This window comes from Acinetobacter junii CIP 64.5 (assembly GCF_000368765.1).
Lineage (GTDB): Bacteria > Pseudomonadota > Gammaproteobacteria > Pseudomonadales > Moraxellaceae > Acinetobacter > Acinetobacter junii.
Map to the genome: position 1 here is coordinate 441,255 of NZ_KB849654.1, position 20,778 is coordinate 462,032.

The 20,778-nt window shown below is 38.7% G+C and carries 20 protein-coding genes, 3 tRNA genes and 1 other RNA gene; 12 read left to right on the top strand and 12 right to left on the bottom strand.

Going from position 1 to position 20,778, the window contains the following annotated elements; all coding sequences use genetic code 11:
• Positions 1-27: 27 nt before the first annotated feature.
• Together rpsL and F948_RS03600 are read right to left on the bottom strand one after the other, a co-directional pair.
• On the bottom strand, positions 28-402 hold the full coding sequence (gene rpsL, locus F948_RS03595) for a 30S ribosomal protein S12 (protein WP_004638184.1): 375 nt from the start codon (positions 400-402) through the stop codon (positions 28-30).
• Positions 403-571: 169 nt separating this feature from the next.
• Positions 572-1,924 carry an EcsC family protein gene (locus tag F948_RS03600; protein ID WP_004960083.1) on the bottom strand — a complete coding sequence of 451 codons (1,353 nt, stop codon included), beginning with the start codon at positions 1,922-1,924 and terminating at the stop codon, positions 572-574.
• Positions 1,925-2,213: 289 nt separating this feature from the next.
• On the opposite strand from F948_RS03600, the gene F948_RS03605 reads away from it, so the two are divergent.
• The 3 genes from F948_RS03605 to F948_RS03615 all read left to right on the top strand — a co-directional run bounded on the left by F948_RS03605 (position 2,214) and on the right by F948_RS03615 (position 4,501).
• On the top strand, positions 2,214-3,443 hold the full coding sequence (locus F948_RS03605) for a beta-ketoacyl synthase N-terminal-like domain-containing protein (RefSeq protein WP_004952669.1): 1,230 nt from the start codon (positions 2,214-2,216) through the stop codon (positions 3,441-3,443).
• A gap of 18 nt (positions 3,444-3,461) precedes the next feature.
• Positions 3,462-3,914 carry a CopD family protein gene (locus tag F948_RS03610; RefSeq protein WP_004952667.1) on the top strand — a complete coding sequence of 151 codons (453 nt, stop codon included), beginning with the start codon at positions 3,462-3,464 and terminating at the stop codon, positions 3,912-3,914.
• Positions 3,915-3,976: 62 nt separating this feature from the next.
• Positions 3,977-4,501: a hypothetical protein gene (locus F948_RS03615; RefSeq protein WP_004960087.1), complete on the top strand. Its 525-nt coding sequence runs from the start codon at positions 3,977-3,979 to the stop codon at positions 4,499-4,501.
• A 56-nt stretch (positions 4,502-4,557) separates the two neighbouring features.
• On the opposite strand, the gene F948_RS16480 is transcribed toward F948_RS03615, so the two are convergent.
• Positions 4,558-4,722, bottom strand: a complete 165-nt coding sequence (locus tag F948_RS16480) for a hypothetical protein (RefSeq protein ID WP_004913964.1) — start codon at positions 4,720-4,722, stop codon at positions 4,558-4,560.
• Between the two features lie 835 nt (positions 4,723-5,557).
• Between F948_RS16480 and F948_RS03625 the strand changes: the two genes are divergently transcribed.
• On the top strand, positions 5,558-7,183 hold the full coding sequence (locus F948_RS03625) for an NAD+ synthase (RefSeq protein WP_004960091.1): 1,626 nt from the start codon (positions 5,558-5,560) through the stop codon (positions 7,181-7,183).
• Positions 7,176-8,207 carry a hypothetical protein gene (locus F948_RS03630; RefSeq protein ID WP_004960094.1) on the top strand — a complete coding sequence of 344 codons (1,032 nt, stop codon included), beginning with the start codon at positions 7,176-7,178 and terminating at the stop codon, positions 8,205-8,207. Before F948_RS03625 ends, F948_RS03630 begins: the two co-directional genes overlap by 8 nt.
• Before the next feature lie 74 nt (positions 8,208-8,281).
• Here F948_RS03630 and F948_RS03635 read toward each other — a convergent pair.
• The 5 genes from F948_RS03635 to coaD all read right to left on the bottom strand — a co-directional run bounded on the left by F948_RS03635 (position 8,282) and on the right by coaD (position 9,871).
• A tRNA-Met gene (locus F948_RS03635) sits at positions 8,282-8,358 on the bottom strand.
• A gap of 235 nt (positions 8,359-8,593) precedes the next feature.
• A tRNA-Met gene (locus tag F948_RS03640) sits at positions 8,594-8,670 on the bottom strand.
• 62 nt (positions 8,671-8,732) lie between these two features.
• Positions 8,733-9,088, bottom strand: an RNA gene (gene rnpB / locus F948_RS15790) — RNase P RNA component class A.
• Between the two features lie 26 nt (positions 9,089-9,114).
• A complete protein-coding gene (locus F948_RS03645; protein WP_004913970.1) occupies positions 9,115-9,378 on the bottom strand; it encodes a YfhL family 4Fe-4S dicluster ferredoxin in 264 nt (87 codons plus the stop codon).
• Between the two features lies 1 nt (position 9,379).
• Positions 9,380-9,871: a pantetheine-phosphate adenylyltransferase gene (gene coaD / locus F948_RS03650; RefSeq protein ID WP_004913971.1), complete on the bottom strand. Its 492-nt coding sequence runs from the start codon at positions 9,869-9,871 to the stop codon at positions 9,380-9,382.
• Between the two features lie 130 nt (positions 9,872-10,001).
• Here coaD and smpB point away from each other — a divergent pair, with 130 nt between their 5' ends.
• Positions 10,002-10,478 (top strand): SsrA-binding protein SmpB, encoded by a 477-nt coding sequence (gene smpB / locus F948_RS03655; RefSeq protein ID WP_004663490.1) that lies wholly within the window; start codon positions 10,002-10,004, stop codon positions 10,476-10,478.
• Between the two features lie 41 nt (positions 10,479-10,519).
• Here the strand turns inward: smpB and F948_RS03660 are convergent, their stop codons facing one another.
• From F948_RS03660 to rluD, 3 genes are all read right to left on the bottom strand, one after another.
• Positions 10,520-11,092: a flavodoxin family protein gene (locus tag F948_RS03660; protein WP_004913972.1), complete on the bottom strand. Its 573-nt coding sequence runs from the start codon at positions 11,090-11,092 to the stop codon at positions 10,520-10,522.
• A gap of 83 nt (positions 11,093-11,175) precedes the next feature.
• On the bottom strand, positions 11,176-11,916 hold the full coding sequence (pgeF, locus tag F948_RS03665) for a peptidoglycan editing factor PgeF (protein ID WP_004960098.1): 741 nt from the start codon (positions 11,914-11,916) through the stop codon (positions 11,176-11,178).
• 19 nt (positions 11,917-11,935) lie between these two features.
• Positions 11,936-12,985, bottom strand: a complete 1,050-nt coding sequence (rluD, locus tag F948_RS03670) for a 23S rRNA pseudouridine(1911/1915/1917) synthase RluD (RefSeq protein WP_026057388.1) — start codon at positions 12,983-12,985, stop codon at positions 11,936-11,938.
• Positions 12,986-13,056: 71 nt separating this feature from the next.
• On the opposite strand from rluD, the gene F948_RS03675 reads away from it, so the two are divergent.
• Positions 13,057-14,154 carry an outer membrane protein assembly factor BamD gene (locus tag F948_RS03675; protein ID WP_004960102.1) on the top strand — a complete coding sequence of 366 codons (1,098 nt, stop codon included), beginning with the start codon at positions 13,057-13,059 and terminating at the stop codon, positions 14,152-14,154.
• 126 nt (positions 14,155-14,280) lie between these two features.
• Entirely contained in the window at positions 14,281-16,164 is a 1,884-nt protein-coding gene (locus F948_RS03680) for a DNA primase (RefSeq protein WP_004960104.1), read from the top strand.
• Between the two features lie 4 nt (positions 16,165-16,168).
• Here the strand turns inward: F948_RS03680 and hemA are convergent, their stop codons facing one another.
• Complete coding sequence (gene hemA / locus F948_RS03685) at positions 16,169-17,452, bottom strand: glutamyl-tRNA reductase (RefSeq protein ID WP_004960107.1); 1,284 nt, start codon at positions 17,450-17,452, stop codon at positions 16,169-16,171.
• Positions 17,453-17,531: 79 nt separating this feature from the next.
• On the opposite strand from hemA, the gene F948_RS03690 reads away from it, so the two are divergent.
• The 4 genes from F948_RS03690 to F948_RS03705 all read left to right on the top strand — a co-directional run bounded on the left by F948_RS03690 (position 17,532) and on the right by F948_RS03705 (position 20,759).
• Positions 17,532-19,250, top strand: coding sequence for a tetratricopeptide repeat protein (locus F948_RS03690; protein WP_004960109.1), 1,719 nt, complete (start codon positions 17,532-17,534; stop codon positions 19,248-19,250).
• 4 nt (positions 19,251-19,254) lie between these two features.
• On the top strand, positions 19,255-19,836 hold the full coding sequence (lolB, locus tag F948_RS03695; protein ID WP_004913993.1) for a lipoprotein insertase outer membrane protein LolB: 582 nt from the start codon (positions 19,255-19,257) through the stop codon (positions 19,834-19,836).
• Between the two features lie 16 nt (positions 19,837-19,852).
• Positions 19,853-20,686: a 4-(cytidine 5'-diphospho)-2-C-methyl-D-erythritol kinase gene (gene ispE, locus F948_RS03700; protein ID WP_004960112.1), complete on the top strand. Its 834-nt coding sequence runs from the start codon at positions 19,853-19,855 to the stop codon at positions 20,684-20,686.
• Positions 20,685-20,759: transfer RNA gene (locus F948_RS03705), tRNA-Gln, on the top strand. The genes ispE and F948_RS03705 overlap by 2 nt, the downstream gene beginning before the upstream one ends.
• The last annotated feature ends 19 nt before the right edge of the window (positions 20,760-20,778 follow it).

Here is a 20,778-nt window from a genome sequence, read left to right on the forward strand (position 1 = left end):
AGGGTTGTTTGGGCTGGTTGCCTAGAATTACTTCTTAGGACGTTTAGCACCGTATTTAGAACGTGACTGGTTACGATCTTTCACGCCAGCACAGTCTAAAGAACCACGAACGGTATGGTAACGTACACCTGGTAAGTCTTTAACACGACCACCACGGATTAGAACAACACTGTGCTCTTGTAAGTTATGACCTTCACCACCGATATAGCTTGATACTTCAAAACCAGAAGTTAAGCGAACACGGCAAACCTTACGCATTGCTGAGTTAGGTTTTTTAGGAGTAGTCGTATATACACGTGTACATACACCACGACGTTGTGGACAAGCCTTCAACGCAGGAACTTTTGATTTTTCAATCAAAGTTGTACGACCCTTACGGATCAACTGATTTGTTGTTGCCATTTGGCAATTCTCCCGTTATTAAACAACCTTAAAAAGAAAAGCACCTCTTTTTAAGGGCACACAATTGTAAGTCAAGAAGTAAAAATGGTCAACATTGCAGGCTAAAGCAAGTGTCGACCATTTCTAGATTTTTGTTAACTTTTAGATGCTTTTATACATCACATATATATTAGCTATGCTTTGTTGATGCAGGCTCAATATCTATTGCCTTTTGTTCGGATAACTGTTCCGTCTCATCAGCCAAGGTGTCATCACCATCTGTCGCTTTAATCGCTGGTTTTTGTTGAGAATATTCATGTTCTGTTACATGTTGTTCAGCAAGCTTCTGAATACCCTCTTCAACTTTTTCATCTTTTGTTGAATTTTCTATGAGCTCATCTTTTATCTGAACAGCCACATGAGTGATAACATCATTTTTTAGATTTTCGGCTGGAGCTATTTTACTTGCGACATCAAGTTCTGTTGCCTGTAAAAGTTTCGGACTTGCTTTTCTTAATAATGCTTCAGCTTTGTAATACGCCTCTAATGGAGAAATCTTTTCATTAGGATGCTCATTTATATAGAATCGCGCCGCACCAAATACTGATTGTGATTTATGCCCCACATCTTCTAGAAGTTTCCAGCTATAAAAACCACCGACAACTGCACCCGCGATCGGTGTTAGTTTCCCAATCACTGAAGCTTGTGGAATATGATTTAACCACCCCCACTTAAATTGCCCATCAACATCAACCAACCACTTCTTCAACAATTCAACATCATTATTAGAGCCTAATAACTGTTGGAAATGTTGCAAATCATGTGTGTCTAACATTGATTGTAAAGCTTTTAAAGCAAGTAATAATGTTTGTTTTTCTGCGACAAGACCTAAATCAATTTCTTTAAAAATAAAGGCCACGATATCTTGATCAACTTCTTCAGATAAATCGAAACCATGAGAGCGACCAGTTTGGTAAATCGTGCGTAATGCCAAAACGATCGAAGCAGGTATATCGATTGCAGCACCCCAAACTCCAGTAGCACCAGTAATTAATCCCTGAGCAGCTGCAAGTAATTTATTTTGCTCAATGAGTGCCTGACTTAAACGTTGCGAGCGCCCAGTATCCTGTGTCAACTCAGCAAGATCTTTAACTCCTGCTTCTTCGAGAATCTTTTCAGTCAAAGAACTATTTGAACTAAATTCATTCAACCATTGAAATAAATAATCTGAAACTTTTTCACCTAAATCAGGTGAAACAAAAGTCGCCACATTATTTACCTTCGTATAATGCTTACCTAGCAATTGATGTGACAATTTAGGAAGTTGTTGACGCAGCATCTGTTGAGGGCTTTCATATTTCTCCACTTCAAATGGACTTTTGAAACGCGCATTTCCTTCAACAATATTAGATGAATTGGAAAGTTTCGCACCAGATGTTATCGGGGCAACTTGAAGTTTTTGCAATTCAGAGCTGAGCTTTTTAGCCACTCCAAATGCTTGGGCAAATAAACCTGAAGTTTGCTTATTTTTAGAATTTGTCATCAAGTACCTCTATTCTTTAATCTGTGCATTTCTAGGTAAATACTAGGTTGAATACAGATTTATCTCAACTTGAATCTGTATAATTTCATTAGCTTTCACCTTAAGTCGTTCTAAACTTACTAATCTTTACATAACTGAAAATAGACATAATATTTGCCATAAGAAATAAAAAACCTTTCTGCTATCATGGTGTCATTCACTCATGAGCCGATTTGATCGTTATTTTCTCCTGATTTTAACTATAGCGATGTTGTACAAGGCTTAGTATTACCATAAAAGGGAACTGTAAATGAAACGTGTTGTAATCACTGGTATGGGCATCAACTCATGTATCGGTAACTCTTTGGAAGAGGTTACTCATTCTCTAAAAAATGGAATCTCTGGGACACGTTTTAACCCAACTTATGCTGAACTTAATTTCAAAAGTCATGTGAGCGCAGCAGCTGTTCAAGATTTTGATGGCATTGATCGTAAATTGAAACGCTTCATGGGCGTGTGTGCAATGTATGCTTACAATGCCGCTATTGCAGCCGTAGAACATGCAGGTCTCAAACAAGAAGACCTAGCTAACAACCCAAGATACGGTATTGCTGGTGGTAGTGGCGGTAACTCAACTGCTTCTGTTGCAGAGATGGTTAAATTACTGGAAGAAAAAGGTGCACGTAAAATTGGACCTTTCTTTGTTCCACGCAACATGAGTAATACGATTACTGCAAACGTTGGTGTTGCATTAAAACTACAAGGTATTGCTCACTCTATTACTAGTGCATGTGCAACTTCTGCTGATGCAATTGGTTATGCTTACAACCTGATTCAATTAGGTAAACAAGATTTAATGCTTGCTGGTGGTGGTGAAGAAGATCACTGGTCTCAAAGCTTACTTTTTGATGCTATGGGTGCATTGTGTTCTAAATATAACGATACACCAGAAACAGCATCTCGTCCTTATTCAGCTGACCGTGACGGTTTCGTGATCGCGGGTGGTGGTGGCTTTGTGGTTCTTGAATCACTTGAGCATGCTCAAGCACGCGGTGCGAACATTTTGGCAGAAGTAGTCGCTTATGCTGCCAACAGTGACGGTGCAGATATGGTTGCTCCATCTGGGGAAGGTGCTACGCGTTGTATCCTCATGGCACTTGATGAAGCAAAACAACATGGCATTGAACAAATCGATTATGTCAATACTCACGGGACTTCAACACCTGCAGGTGACGTAACCGAATTAAAAGCAATGGAACGTGCTTTTGGCGAAGGTAATGTACCTGCACTAAGCTCAACCAAATCAATGACTGGCCACAGTTTGGGTGCAGCAGGTGTACAGGAAGCAATCTACTCTGTACTAATGATGCAAAATGACTTCATCGCACCGAACATCAACGTTACAGAACTAGATGAAGGCGCGAAAGGTTTCGATATTGTACTTGAAAAACGTGATGCAAAACTGAATACTGTCATGAGTAACAGTTTTGGCTTTGGCGGTGTTAACGCTTGCCTTATTTTCAAGAAGTGGGATGCATAATCCCACATAGGATTATCGATGGATGCACCTTCTGATGCTTTCTTGTGGGTAAAAGCATTACATATTATTGCTGTGGTGTGTTGGTTCGCTGCGTTGTTCTATCTACCACGGCTTTATGTTTATCATGCGATGAGTGAGGATGCTGTAAGTCATCAACGCTTTGAAGTAATGGAACGTAAGTTATATCGTGGCATCATGTGGCCATCAATGATTGCCACGCTTGTGACTGCCCATTTCCTTGTGGATTGGGGTGATGCCACTCGCCATTATCATGAAGCCTTATGGTTTTATCTTAAAGTGGCTTTAGTCGGACTCCTAGTCATTTACCATCTTGTATGTGGCTATTACCGAAAGAAACTCATCGGGAATGCACATTATAAATCTCATAAGTTTTGGCGCTTCTTTAATGAAATGCCAACAGTGATTTTATTTGCAGTTGTCATTCTCGTTGTTGTAAAGCCTCAGTTTTAACTGGGGCTTTTTTTATTTGAATTGAGGTCATATTTTTAATCAAATACAATTATAGAACTCAAATGAACAAACTTCTAAAGCATCGTATTGAATGGTTAAGATCTCGACTGATCTCTGAACTGATTTCCTTTCTCAACATACAAGAATTTGAGTATCGTGGCTTAACTAATGATGAAATTTCGATTGCTCAATCTGTATTTGGTGAACTCATTCATTATTCAGAAGTAAAAATTTTCAATATCCCCTATCTACCTTGGCAACCTGAAAACATATTTATAGCGCCAAATGGCAACCTGTACGTTCATCAAAAATATTTTAGTAAAGATTACTCAAAATGTTCAATCGGATTGCAAAGTCTCTTCATTCATGAACTTGCACATATTCTGCAGTTTCAGCAAAACACAAATGTGATTGTAAAAGGCGCAATATTGCAACTTGGTTATTATCTAAGTTTTAAACAATACAACCCTTACCGGTATCAATTTATAGTTGGAAAGAAATTCAATGAATATAACATTGAACAGCAAGGTGACATCGCACGTGATATTTTTCTAAAAAAAGTTCCAAATATTATTCTTCAGAAATAAAAAAAGCCCTGTCGTTTATTTACAGGGCTTTTCAGCTTGAAACATCATTAGCAATTCTATGCTGCTGTGTTTTTACTGCTCTCTGAGCTAAGTTCATGACTATCATCCATTTCAGTCGTAAAATCTACACGCATCGCATCTTTAACAATTGTACCGATACGTCCCACACCAATTGCCAATCCAAAAGCAATTACTGGATATAAGATTGTTGGAATCACCATAACTTATTACCTCTCATCAAAAGTTTAATTAATCAAACTTACTCTGACTCTTGTACTTGCTCTTGGAACATTAAAGTACCAATACGACCAACTACAACAGCTAAACCAAACGCAATTACTGGAAAAAATACAACTGACATAATCATTACCTCTCTTAACAGACCATTATTTATAAAACTATTTATTTATCATCTTGGTTTAACAAGATAGTTCCCACACGACCTACTGCGATAGCAGAACAAGACGCAACAACTAAAACTAAAAGTACTGACATTTCTATTTCCTCTTTTTATATGCGAAATGCATATTTTTACTGTTACATCTAGTGTACAGATGTTCACATTAATTAGGATAATAGCAGTGCACATTTGTACACTCAAGTGTAGCAAAAGGATTCCCGACGAACGGTCAAAAAAGACTCAATTCAATAAAATTATGTTTTTGATAGATTTAAATTTTACGAAAACTCTAATTTTTTGTATTTTTTTATCCCAATACCGAAATAATCGAAAAAAGAGTGTTTCTATTCATGTCATTGAACTGTCATTTCGGTATGCGAAAGTGACACGAAAAAAAAGAATAAATGACAATGCTAAGTTTATTCATAGTCATGCACCATCACTACGCAACCATTTAAAAATGTTGCTCTTTAAAACAGAAAAACTTGTTATTTTTACGCAGAAAAATGTGCAATTAGTATATATTAGACACCTTGTCATTTTTCTTTAAGATATAGAATGTTTGGCGCTATGATATACAACGTTCTTTAAAATTATACTTACACAAATCAAGAACTTGTATATCAACACATGTTAAGACTCAGGATTAAGTTTGAATGAAAAATTTTAAAATTGCCCTTGCCCAGTTCTCTCCGCATATTGGCAATATTGACGCAAATACTCAAAAGATGGTTGAGCAAGCAAATTTAGCAAAACAGCAGCAAGCCGATTTAATCATCTTTCCAGAATTATCAACAATCGGATATCCAGCTGAAGATTTATTGATTCGACCTAATTTAAGCAAACGCACTCAGAAAGCATTTGCACAATTAAGTGAAGTCAAAGATATCGTCATGGTATTTGGTTTTGTTCATCAAACCGAAGATGGCTACCGCTATAACTCAGCAGCCGTGATGAAAGATGGACAAGTTTTAGGGATTTATAATAAGCATAACTTGCCAAATTATGGTGTTTTTGATGAAAAACGCTACTTCCAAGAAGGTCATCAGCATCTAATTTTTGAATATTTAGGTCATAAATTTGGTGTACTTATTTGTGAAGATGTTTGGTCATTGAATACTGTTAAGCAATTAAGCCAGCTCAATGTAGAAACAGCATTGGTTCTTAATGCTTCACCTTACGAAGTAGGTAAACCGCAACATCGCATCCAAACTTTAAATGAATTAGCTAAACAGTTAAATCTCCATCTAGTTTATGTTAACCAAGTAGGTGGTCAAGATGATCTAATTTTTGATGGTTCAAGTTTTGTAACCAACAAAAATGGAGAAATCGCACTACAAGCTCCAAGTTTCCAAGAATCAATTTATTTTGTTGAATATGATGCAGAGCAAAAAGAATTCAAAAAAACTGAATCAGCCCCTGCACTTGAAACCTTTGCTGAAATTTATCAAGCACTCGTAATGGCAACTCGTGATTACGTTCAACGTTCAGGCTTCCCAGGTGTCATTTTAGGTTTATCTGGTGGTATTGATTCTGCATTAACACTTGCAATCGCAGTGGATGCGATCGGGGCAGATAAAGTTCAAGCAGTTATGATGCCATATACATACACGTCACAAATGAGTGTGGAAGATGCGACCGAGCAAGCTCGTCGTATGGGCGTAACTTTTGGTATTGCTGAGATCCACCCTATTGTAAATAGCTTTATGCAAACGCTTTATCCATTCTTTGGAAACACACCAGCTGATGCAACTGAAGAAAACTTACAAGCACGTACTCGCGGTACGCTATTGATGGGCTTATCTAATAAGTTTGGTAATCTCGTATTATCGACTGGTAACAAATCTGAAATATCAGTTGGTTACTGCACCCTTTATGGCGATATGGTTGGTGGTTTTTCTGTATTGAAAGATGTCTACAAAACCATTGTATTTGAATTAGCAAAATATCGTAATACTTTAAGTGAAACCCCTGTAATTCCAGAGCGCGTGATCAGCCGACCTCCTTCTGCCGAGTTACGCCCTGATCAAACCGACCAAGACTCTTTACCAGCTTACGATGTGCTTGATGCGATACTTTATGCATACATCGAAGAAGATCAAAGCCAAGCAGATATTATTGCGAGAGGATTTGAAGCAGAGGTGGTAGAAAAAGTGATTCGATTGGTTGATCGCAACGAATACAAACGTCGTCAAGGTGCAATCGGACCACGCATCAGCTCACGTGCTTTTAGCCGTGAACGACGCTACCCTATCGTCAACGGATGGACAACGAATGACTGAAAAAATTGTTTCTGAAAAGTCACAATTACTTGCTCAAGCACTTATGCTTGAGCAAGTGGCCTTTTATAAAAACCAACTCACGACACAACTCTCACCCGAGTTTTTCCAACAGTTTATTCAGCTTTTTTTACAACATGCTCCGAATATAAAACTGAAAGAAGTTGTAGAGCTTGATCAAATTCAAGCTGTAGTTAAACGCTATGCTTTTGAAATGCAATTAGGTGCTGGACTATTAGAATTCATTGGAGAAATTGCCCAACGTCTTCATGTTTTTTCCCTGCAATCCTCAGCACAACTCCAAGATGTATTCTCAGATCATCAATTTGAAATGTGGCTATCTAAAATCTTAGAATTAGATAATATTCGACAATATTTGAATAAATTTCTAAAAGAAAGCCCATCCATTGAGCAGCTCTGCTTATATATAGCAACCTCTACACTACAAAATAAATTACCCAAACTATTTGCTACAGCTGATGAAGAAAAAGCTCAAGATAGTAAATATGAATGGCAGCAGAAATTAAAAACTTTTTCCTATCGCCAACAACAACGTATTGAGCAAAAAATAGAAGAAAGTATTGCACGCTTTATTCAAGAACAACTTGTTGATTTGAGTCTATTATCAAATGATGATCTAGAAAGTTTGGCACGCAATATATGGGACGATAATAAATCTAAACCACTCTCTGAATACACTAAGCAAGTCACTCCTCTAGATGTAGAAGAGTTCTTTGTGATGATCTATGAGTATTGGAAAGAATTACGCCAGTCTTCATTTTTGCAAGATCTGATTCTCTATGGCGTTAAAGTTTTCTATGATTTTTATAAAGATGAAAGCCTACAAGATGTTTTCACAGCTATTGGCTTGGAAGAAAGCGATCTACGCAATGAGGCAGTTCGTTTTTATCCAAAAGTTGTTAAAGCCTTAGATGAACATAATGTGTTAGAACCCATTATTCACATGGTTTTAAAACCTTTCTACGACAACCCTCAGACCCTACAAGTTATCGAAATACATCTCTAATCTAGCTCAAGTCAGCGCTGAGTAGAAAAAAACTATAGATAAAAAGAAACCACGCAGGAGCGTGGTTTTTAAAATGGTGGCTATGACGAGACTTGAACTTGTGACCCCCGCATTATGAGTGCGGTGCTCTAACCAACTGAGCTACATAGCCGTAAACTGTGTGCGCATTATCTAGTGTTCCGCTTAAACGGTCAAGCCTATGACGTTGAAAATACGGAACATATGAACAGTTTTTATTCTTTTAAATCACATTTGATCATTTTTCAGCAATTTCATAAAAATTTAAACACTTAACTAAACTGTAAAATTAGTTTGTTAAAAAGGTATTTAAAAAATTATAAAAACAATAGACAAAAAGAGACCACGCAGGAGCGTGGTCTATAAAATGGTGGCTATGACGAGACTTGAACTTGTGACCCCCGCATTATGAGTGCGGTGCTCTAACCAACTGAGCTACATAGCCGAAAACTGTGGGCGCATTATCTTAACTTTCGCTACACACGTCAAGCACAATTTTCAAAAAAACTTAGAAGTGGGCCTATAAGCCGGGTTCTGTCGAGGACGATCATTCCTCTAGGCGTACAATCACTCATACGCTCAAGCGACCTACCCGAATCCAGTACGGGCCGTACCTCAGGATTCCTATTTGGTCTTGCTTCTGGTGGGGTTTACCTTGCCGTGAACTGTTACCAGACACGCGGTGCGCTCTTACCGCACCCTTTCACCCTTACCTCACGAATGAGGCGGTCTACTCTCTGCTGCACTTGCCGTCGGCTTTCGCCGCCCAGGCGTTACCTGGCACCCTGCCCTATGAAGCCCGGACTTTCCTCCCCTGCTTCAGTCACGGAGACCTCCACAGCAGCGACCGTCCAGCCCACTTCGAGGCGCATATTATCAAAGTTCAAAGTTAATTGCTTGTATTTTTTTGCGCTGTCAATTTTTTATATTTTTCCATCAGTTGGTCTTGTGACTCAACATGATTGGGATCAAGAGGAATACAATCAACTGGACAAAATAGTTGGCACTGCGGTTTGTCATGATGGCCCACACACTCTGTACAAAGCGCAGGATCAATCTCATAGATTGATTCCCCCATATAAATTGCTTCATTGGGACATACAGGCTCACAGACATCACAATTGATGCATTCATCTGTTATATATAAAGACACGCTACCAACCTTGTTGATGTTTACGCTCAAATGCCTGAACGACGACAGCAGGCACGAACTTGGTTACATCACCCTTTAAACGAGCGATTTCACGAACTAATGTCGATGAAATAAATGAGTATTGCTCTGAAGGCGTTAGAAATACAGACTCAAAATGAGGATCAAGCTGACGATTCATATTGGCTAATTGGAATTCATATTCAAAGTCAGAAATCGCTCTTAGACCACGAAGTACAGCTGTAGCACGTTGTTCACGGAAAAAATTAACCAACAAGCCATCAAATCCTACAAACTCAACATTGGTTAAATGACTTAATGATGCTTTGGCTAACTCAACACGCTCTTCTAAACTAAACACAGGATTTTTATGATGACCAATTGCAATTGCAACAACAACTTCATCAAACATTTTTGATGCTCTTGCAACTAAATCAACATGTCCATTGGTAATTGGATCAAAGGTCCCTGGATAAATCACACGTGTTTTAGACATGCGTTGTACTCTAAGTGAATGAGATAAGGCATGTATTTTAACAAAAGTTCGCAATAAACGCGAAATTCCTAAACAATGGAAAAAGGTTACGTTTTACGGCACAATAGATGCAATTGTGGAAGTTTGAATTATGGCGCAAGCAACAGTTGTAAAAAAACATAATGGTGGCACGATTGCTCAGAATAAAAGAGCGCGTCACGATTACTTTATCGAAGAAAAATTTGAAGCAGGCATGTCACTTCAGGGTTGGGAAGTAAAATCCTTACGTGCTGGACGTATGACATTGTCTGAAAGTTATGTCATTTTTAAAAATGGTGAAGCCTTTTTATTTGGTTCACAGATTCAGCCTTTATTGTCTGCATCAACCCATGTCGTACCTGAATCGACACGTACACGAAAGTTATTATTATCTCGTCGTGAACTAGAAAAGTTACTAGGCGCAGTGAACCAAAAAGGTTATTCATGTGTTCCTTTAGCCTGCTATTGGAAAGGTCACTTGGTTAAGCTCGAAATTGCGTTGGTCAAAGGTAAGCAATTACATGACAAACGTGCTACGGAAAAAGACCGTGATTGGCAGCGTGATAAAGCACGTATGTTGCATAAATAATAAAAAAACCTCCAAGGATATTGGAGGTTTTTTTATAGGTATCAAATGTTGATCTGTTTTAATCGTAATTCTGCTAAATATTTGCCAAATTTACGTGCGGTTTCTAAATCACCCTCAGGTGGTGTTACTTCGACACTTGCATTATCTGATTGAGTCATTAAACCTAGAAAGCTGGACATACGGTTAATATCTGATGGACTTCGTCCTGTTGGCATAAACGGTAATCCCGCCCATAACATGCCATGCTGCATTGCAAACAGATTGATCTGTTGCAACACCGCCAATTTATCACCGCTTAATCCACCACCATTGGTAAAGCCCGCAGCTATTTTTCCTTGCCAAGTTCGCGCAAGCCATCGCTTAGACGAGTCTTCCATGAATTGCTTGAGCGCAGAAGTCAGACTACCCATATAAGTTGGGCAACCCATTACGATCACATCTGCTTGATCGATTAAATCCCACTGTGGAGCAGCAACAGAAATGAGATGCACTTCTGCCCCTCCCTGTTCCGCACCTTGAGCAATATGTTGCGCAACTTTTGCAGTATGTCCATAAGGACTATGAAAAATTACACAAACTTGAACTTTAGGAGTTTCTTGATCAATGAAAGACATGGAAAATTTAAAAACCAATGAATTGAATCAAGTTTAACATTTTTCATCACAACTAAGCGAATCAACTGCTTATTGAATTAAAATTATTGCATAAACACAAATGTTGCCATACGTCCTGTTTTAGAATCTCGACGATAAGAAAAATAATCTGTAGTTTGTCGGAATGAACATTGATTACCACCCAAAACATTCTGCACACCTAAGCGATTTAAAATAAATCGAGCGATTGCATATAAATCAGCTAAATATTTACCCTCAGTCTGTCCTGAGATAAATGCAAATTCCAGTTCAGTATATTTTTCACAGAATGCAGCTTTCACCTCTGCCCCGACCTCAAAGCAAGGTTGACTAATCGCAGCTCCTAACCATGCCCAAGCTGGCTGCGATTGCATCTGAGCGACGGTGTTTTCAATGATACCATTCGTCAAACCTCTCCAGCCTGCATGTAGATTAGCAACCTCTGTACCCTCAGCATTTCCTAAAACGACTGGTAAACAATCCGCTGTCATCATCATGAGTGCATGTCCTGCACGCTGTGTGACTAAGCCATCGCCTTCAAGGGCATTAAATGGAATTTGTTCATTGATAGTTAGACAAATCGTGCTGTGCGTTTGTGTCATCCATGTAATCTTATCAACACCATAATTTGATAGTTGATTAAGCAAAATCATGCGATGTTGCTGAACTCGCTGTGCTTCATCATTAACATGCAATGCTAAATTAAAACCTTTTAGATTTTGATTTGGCGTTGCAATCGCTTGAGGATGCTCAATACACGTTTGACCGACGTAAACACCTTTAGGCAAACCTTGTACAAATTCCATATTTTATTCCAAAGATCGTTTAATAAGCCTTATTTTCAGTGCGCAATACTTCAACTAATTGCTTAAAGTCTTCAGGCCACGGAGCTTCAAACATCATTTCTTCACCAGTGCGAGGATGAACGAGACCAAGTTTTGCTGCATGCAAGGCTTGACGTTTAAAGCTACGCAACATATCAATCAATGTTTCAGAAGCACCAGCAGGTAAACGCACACGATTTACATAGACTGGATCACCGACTAAACCATATCCTAGATAGCTAAAATGCACGCGGATCTGATGAGTACGTCCTGTTTCTAGTTGCGCTTGAACGCGAGTAAAATCTCTAAATCGTTCTTTCACGTTATAGTGAGTTACCGCTTCTCGACCACCAGGTAGGATCGCCATTTTCACGCGATCGACTGGATGTCTTTTAATCGGCTCATCAATCGTTCCACCAGCGATAATGTTTCCATAAACCACTAGATCATATACACGATAGACTGTTTTCTTAGCGAGTTGTTTACTTAGCGAAAATTGAGCTTCTAGATTTTTGGCAACAACCAATAAACCACTGGTATCTTTATCAATACGATGAACCAAACCAGCTCGAGAAAGTTCTGCAAGTTTTGGCGCATGATAAAGTAATGCATTGACCAATGTTCCCGATGGATTACCAGCACCTGGATGAACAACCATCCCTACTTCTTTATTGATCACGATAATATCATCATCTTCATAGACGACATTGAGTGGTATATTTTCAGGCTGGCTTGTCGTTTGTGCTTCTAACTCAACTTCTAAGGTTAGAAGCTCATTACCTTCACAACGATACTTCGGTTTTACGATGTTACCATTTACCAACAGATGACCATCTTTCATCCACTGTTTAAGTTTTTCTCGCGAAAATTCGCTCCATACCATAGCCGCGACTTGATCGATACGCTGACCGAGATACTCTTCATCGAGTTGTATTTGCAACGATAAACGTGTTGCAGTTGAGTCAGAATTATGATTATCTGCATCCACAGAATCTTCGAGTAAGAAATCTGTTTCAGAGAAGTTTGAATTGGAAGATTGTGCTGAAGTCATTTGATGATCGGTACAAAAATGGTTTAATAGAACCATTGTAGCTCATTGCCCAGAATAACAGAGGAGTTTTTATGTCGCTACCACGTTATAAAATTACGATGCTTGCACTTTCTTTAGGTGTAGCGTCTGCATTTGTGGGCTGTAGCAGCAATCCAAGTAAAAAAGAAGTGGTTGATAAAGGACCACAATCAAGTGAGCAAGTTTATTTCGAAAAAGCACAAAAGTCTCTTGATCGCAATCAATACACTGATGCGGTTAAATCTCTTGAAGCGTTAGATACCTACTATCCAACAGGACGCTACACGCAACAAGCTCAACTTGAACTTCTCTATGCAAAATTCAAACAGAAAGATTATGAAGGCACGATTGCGCTTGCAGAGCGTTTTATCCGTCTAAATCCACAGCATCCAAATGTTGATTATGCTTATTATGTTCGTGGCGTAGCGAACATGGAAATGAACTACGACAGCTTAATTCGTTACACCTCTTTACAGCAGTCACATCGTGATGTGAGCTATGTAAAAGTTGCATATCAGAATTTTGTGGATTTAATTCGCCGTTTCCCAAGCAGTAAATATTCTGTTGATGCGGCTCAACGCATGAAATTTATTGGTCAAGAATTAGCTGAAAGTGAAATGAATGCGGCACGTTTTAATATCCAACGTAAAGCATGGTTGGCTGCAGCTGAGCGCGCACAATGGGTGATTGAGCATTATCCTCAAACACCTCAAACACCTGAAGCTTTAGCAACACTTGCCTACAGCTATCAAAAGCTTGGCGACAATTCGACTGCACAGCAGTATATCGAAATTCTAAAACTCAATTATCCAAACCTTGTGAAATCAAATGGTGAAGTAAATCTACGCGCTGCTCGCAAAGAAGGTAGTTGGGTAAATCGTGCTACTTTGGGCTTGTTAGGTCGTGAATCTAAAACAGTTGAAGTGAAAGAAGAAGTTAAATCTGAAGCTCAACAGCGCAGCCTAACCAACCGCCTAAGTTTTGGTTTACTTGATAAATCTGAAACAGAGTCAACCTCTCAACCTGAAGCCGTTGTCACACCAGTAGTACCAGCTGAAAATAATAAGCCGAGTTGGACAAATCGTCTTAGCTTTGGGCTTTTAGATAAACCAGAAGCAACAAACTCATCAGAGGACGATGCTGCAAACTAATTTGCAATCATCTGATACATCAAACAGGCAAGACTCTCCTTGCCTGTTTTTTATTTTATGCAACAATAATTTCTGACATTTTGCTCGGCAAAATATTTCACTTTCTACCTGAATGGTTAAATGCACATGGCGATTCCACAACATACGATTGATCAGATTTTAGATCGAACCGACATTGTCGATTTGATTGGTCAACGTGTGAAGTTAAAAAAGACTGGGCGTACCTATTCTGGCTGTTGTCCCTTCCATCAAGAAAAGTCCCCCTCATTCCACGTTTACCGTGATAAACAGTACTATCACTGCTTCGGTTGTCAGGCAAATGGCAATGCTATTCGTTTTTTAATGGATATTGATGGTCGTAACTTTGTTGATGTAATGAAGGAACTATCTGATAAAACAGGTATCGATTTACCCAAGGATAACCAAGATAATAAAAAACTATCCTACAAACGTAGTTCTCAGACTATTACAAAAACAGCACCAACTGTAGCACAAGAGCCCCATACAACTCCGCCTACTGCTGTTGATGACTATACCAATGGGCACTTTGTAGATATGGATCGTTTCATAGATGATCCCTTTGCGCAGTTTGATCCGTCTTTCTCATTTGAAGAAAATGTACAAGAAGGCAATTTATATGACCTTCTTGAAAATGTTGCTCAATTTTATGAGCGTCAGCTACCTAATAGTCAAAAAGCTCAGAATTATTTTAAGCAGCGCGGCTTGTCACCACAAACCATTCAATTTTGGCGTTTAGGTTACGCGCCCGAAGACTGGCAGCATTTAGAAAAAGCTTTCCCTCAAGATATTGAAGGCTTAAAGCAACTTGGCTTAATTCGATCTAGTGATAGTGGACGTGATTTTGATTTGTTACGCGAACGTGTGATCTTCCCGATCCGTGATCACAAAGGACGTGTGGTCGGTTTTGGTGGTCGTGCATTAAATGATGAAATTAAACCCAAATACATCAACTCACCTGATTCAGAAGTTTTTCACAAGAACCAATTACTTTATGGTTTATATGAGGGCCGTAAACTTAAAGCCAATGATTGGTTGATGGTTGAAGGTTATATGGATGTCATCGCCTTGCAGCAATATGGCATTAATGGTGCTGTCGCCACTCTTGGAACAGCAAGTAATGCAGATCACTTAACCACATTATTTAAGCAAAATTCGCGAATCACAATCGCTTTCGATGGTGATACTGCAGGTCAAAAAGCAGCACGTCGTACATTAGAAATCGCATTACCACTTCTTAATGATGGGCGTGAATTAAAGTTTTTTGTATTACCCAATGAGCATGATCCTGACTCTTTGATTCGTCGAGAAGGTTTAGAAAACTTCCAAAGGCTATTGCAACAATCACCACTGTTGTCTGACTTCGTATTTGCCCATTTAACAGGGCAACATGATGTCAGCACACCTGAAGGTAAAAGTTTAGTCATGGGAGAACTACGAGAATTAACGGAGTTATTACCCAAACATGGTTCTTTTCGTTATTTGCTCACCCAATCTTTCCGTGAAAAACTTGGCTTGGGTAAACGCTTTACCCCACAAATTAGTCATGATGCTTCGCTTTCTTTTAACATCCAAACCAAAGATGAAGATTTTGCGATCGCTATTTTAATGCATCATCCCTTTCTTTATATTCATTTTGAAGAATTACGTGCGGTGATTGATCAAACAGAATTGTTGGCCAAGATTTTAGCCGTACTAAATATCGTGTTTGATGATCTACCAGATGATCAAGAGTTAGCAACTTATTATGTACTCGGTGCATGTAGCAATTTTAGCCATGAGATTGCTGATATTATGCAACGCACCAATATTCAATCATTAACTCAAGCACCTGAAATTGCAGATAAATTAGCAAAGGAATATGCTCTAGGCTTACAAGAAAAGTATTTAAGATTAAAACTTAAATCGCCGATTACGCTGATTGAATCACGCAACTTACGTCAGCAATTGAATGAATTAACTAAGCAAATTAGCTTACGCTTACTATCCTAATTTTTTATTGTTTTGGCTTGCGCTCATGCTCAAATACTTCATGAAGATGCTGCTGTAGCCATTCAAAATAATCAGGGCTCTCAGCTTTAGCCGCCTCACGCAATAAAATGGAGGTCGGATGCATCAATTTTTGCGTCAAACGATGAGCAAACTCTTGTAGAACTTGCTCAGGCGGATGTCCATGTTGTAATGCATCCATGGCATGTTCTAACTCAATTTGACTCATTTCTTCGCTATGTTGGCGGTAGGCTTGTATCGTTCCGCCCGCCTCTTTAACTTTTTGCTGAGTAATCAATTGTGTCGCTAATTGATTTACCATCACTTCAGCTTCAACAGCAGCTTGACGACGCTGTGCTAGATTTTCATCTATCACACTTTGTAAATCATCTACGCCATATAAATAAACGTTATCTAGTGACTCAACCTTTGGATCAATATCACGTGGAACAGCTAAATCCACCATCAACATTTGTTGATAACGCCGTTTCTTCAATGCTGATTTAACATCTGCATATCCGATCACTTGATGCAAACTTCCTGTACAACTTGAAACAACATCTGCTCGATATAAATTTTGTGCTAACTCATTGAAAGGAATAATTTCAACATCTACTTGATGAGCAATTTCTTGAGCAAGAAGATCTGCTCGTTCACGACTGCGATTACAAATTAACATTTTAGCCACGCCCATTTCAGCAAGGTGCTTGGCAACCAAAGTATTCATTTCACCCGCAGCAACAATCATTACTGTTATTTTCTCTGGGTGGCTAAATACTTGTGATGCTAGTTGCGCAACAGCATAACCCATTGATACGGCATGGCTACCGACTGACGTTTCTGAGCGTACACGCTTTGCTGCGTAGAAAGCATATTCAAAAACACTATTCAATTCTGGTGATACTGTTTCAGCATTTTTTGATAGGGCAAGAGCACTTTTTACCTGTCCCAAAATTTGTGGTTCGCCTAACATCAGCGAATCCAAACCACTGGCAACACGCATTAAATGTGTAACAGCTTGAGCGTTTTCATAACGATAAACATGATGAGTTAATTGTTTTACATCAATATTATTCACTTGGGCGAGCCAGTTTAAGACGCTATCCGCGTCTTCTGTCATGGCATAAACTTCTGTGCGGTTGCATGTAGACACAACCACCATATCTTTCAATGAAGGATGTTGACGTTGCTCCTGCAATAGCACAGCTAACCGCTCTGCATTGAAAGCGATTTGCTCACGTAGTTCAACAGAAGCTGTTTGATGGTTGACACCCAATGCAAAGAAAGACATATCAGATCATCATTTCGCTAAATTTATGTTATTGTGCAACATCGGTGTCATAAAAAGCATTACTTTGGATCAATAAAAATTGCGTCAGCTATATCGCCGTAATAACTTTAGCGGCAAGACGATTCGACGGTATTCTACCACAATCTTGTTGTTAGGTAGCATGAGCTCTTATGTCTCTGCACAAGCAATACACGATATGTATGCTGACAAAAGTTTTGAGAATGCACTACAACAGAGCATGATTGCTGAATTTTCCCTTGCTTATGATGATATTGCAACCGCATTACACAATTACACCGTTCTTGCCATTCGTAGTAACTCTACAACCATTAAGCAACGCGCATTAGATGTTGCTCTTGAATACAATGATCTACAAGCGGCATTAAATATTGCAACGCACTGGGTTGAACAAGAGCCTAAAGATGTTCCAGCATTATTTTACTTATCACATATTGCATTAAAAACGCATGAATATGAACTTGCGGCAAAAACCTTAGATAAAATTCTTAATATTGATCCTACTTCTGATCTAGAACAAATTTTGGCTGGAATTGCACCTGAGAATGCTCAAGATCGCGAAATCTTATTGAATGCTTTACGTGCCAGCACAGAAAAAGACAATCCTTCGATATTGGCTTTGATCGCAGGTCTAGAAGCGCAAGATGGTTTGTATGAGCAAGCGCTTAAGAATATTAACCGTGCATTGCGTAAACGGTCTAAGTCGACTAGTTTTATTTTAATGAAAGCCAACCTGCTAATGGCTTTACAAGATGATGAAGCAACCCAAAAATGGTTTGCTAAAGCTAGCCGCAAGAATAAAGAAAATCTCGATATTCGTTTAGCGGAAGCACGTTATTACATTCAGATCAATGATCAGCAAACAGCATTAGAAAAACTTGAAGATGTTATAAAAGATCATCCAAATGCTGAAGAAGCACTGTTCATTGCGGGCTTAACCAGTATTGATCTAAAGCAATATGAAAAAGCAGAACAGTACTTAGTCGATTTGCGTAATTCAAGCAAATATCAAAATGAAGCCTATTACTACTTAGCCATCAATGCTCAACGCAAACAGCATTATGAAACAGCAAAGGCATATTATCGATTAGTAGACGGCAGTTTATATATCGTGTCTAGACGCAATATGATTGCTATTTTTGAAAAACAAGAACAATTGAATGATGCACTACGCTTCTTAACCCAAGAGCGTGTGAATTATCCTCAACATGCAAGTTTCTTATATCAAGCGCAAGCTGATATTTTAAAGAAAATGAATAATAAAAAAGCGGCTTTAGCATTACTGGATGAAGCAATAAAGAATTTGCCAGATGATCCTGAACTCATTTATGCAGAAGTACTATTACTTGATCCTTTCACTGATCGAGATAAATTAGATAAGACTCTGAAACAATTATTGGCAATTGAGCCAAACAGCCCAACCTATCTTAATGCATACGCCTATACCCTTGCTTTACAAAATCGTCGCTTAAAAGAGGCACGAAAGTATGCGGAACTCGCACTAGAATTTGCACCAGAACAAGCTTCAATTTTAGATACACTAGGTTATATCGCATTTTTACAAAATGATTTTGATACCGCAGTCAAAGTCCTTGGGCAAGCGTATGAAATTAGTCAGAATGTAAATATTGGAATTCGATATGCCAAAGCATTGTATATGCAAGGTGCTCTCACTCAATTCAGTGATGTGTTACATCAATTAAAACAAAAACATGTAAATGCCCCACAATTACAACAACTTGATGGCTTAATCTTACCTGTCACAGTAAAAAAGAGTTAAATTCATGCGCTCATTGTCAAAACTATGCATTGCGATTTGTAGTTCAAGTGTTTTATTCCTTAGTGGTTGTCAAAGCTTAACTCAACCCCAAAAACCAATCGTGACACCGCAAGTTCAAGATGAAAATAATTTTAACTTACAAGGCAAAATTGGGGTTCGTACACCGCAGCAATCTGGCAGTGCATTCTTTACATGGGCACAGCAACAAGATGAATTTGATATTGAATTAACTGGAATCCTAGGTGTTGGAAAAACACAAATTCAAGGTAAACCTGGTGAAGTCACACTAAATAGTGCAAAAACTGGACTTATTTCAGCGACCACACCTGAAGAATTACTTGAAAAAGCTACAGGATGGCAAGCACCAATTATGCACTTGACGTATTGGGTACAAGCCAAACCTGCGACTCAAAATGCGCAAATCATAAAAGATGAAAATAATAGATTGAAGCAACTCATTGAAGATGGTTGGACAGTTAATTTTAGTTATAACGACGCACAAATGCTGCCAAATAAATTATTACTTAAACAACCACTTGCGGAAGATAAAGAAAACCGTATTACAATGGTGATTCAAAATCGATAATTGATTAAATTAATCTATGATTAGAGTACCTTCACCTGCAAAATTAAATTTATTTCTGCATATTACTGGTCGTCGAGCGAACGGTTACCATGAATTACAGACGATTTTTCAATTGATTGACCTATATGATTGGATGACTTTTGAAAATTTGTCTGAAGAAATAATCCAGATTGAAGGTATTGCTGAAGTTCAACTTGAACAAAATCTCATCTATCGTGCAGCACAATTATTACGCCCACATGCAAAAAAACCGTGTGGACTAAAAATTTTGATAGAGAAAAATATTCCTATGGGTGCTGGTCTTGGTGGTGGATCATCCAATGCCGCAACCACACTGATTGTGCTCAATCAACTTTGGGAATGCGGCTTAAATGAAACACAGTTGGCTGAATATGGTGTGCAACTTGGTGCAGATGTTCCTGTCTTCATTTATGGTCGAAATGCATGGGCAGAAGGCATAGGTGAACATTTATCATTCATAGACTTAGATCAAAAACAATTCATTATTTTAAAACCTGATTGTTTTATCAGCACTCAATTGTTATTTTCACAAAAAACATTGACAAGAGACTCTAAGATCACTAAATTTTGCGCCTATCAGTTAGAACCTTCTAGCTTTGGAAATAACTTCGAACCTCTGGCTCGACAGTTGTACCCTGAAGTTGAAGAAGCGATGCAATATTTAGATCAATTTGGTATAGCAAAGCTTACAGGTACAGGTGCTTGTGTTTTTACTGAAGTAACCAGTGAAATGGATACAAAGAAGATTTTGCAAAACGCACCTTGTAAAGCTTACTTGGTCAACAGTTTAGCAGAATCACCTTTAAGACATTTCAAAGTTACACGTTAGGGGCGTCGCCAAGTGGTAAGGCAGCGGGTTTTGATCTCGCCATCCGTTGGTTCGAATCCAGCCGCCCCTGCCAATTTTCACCTGTAGATGTA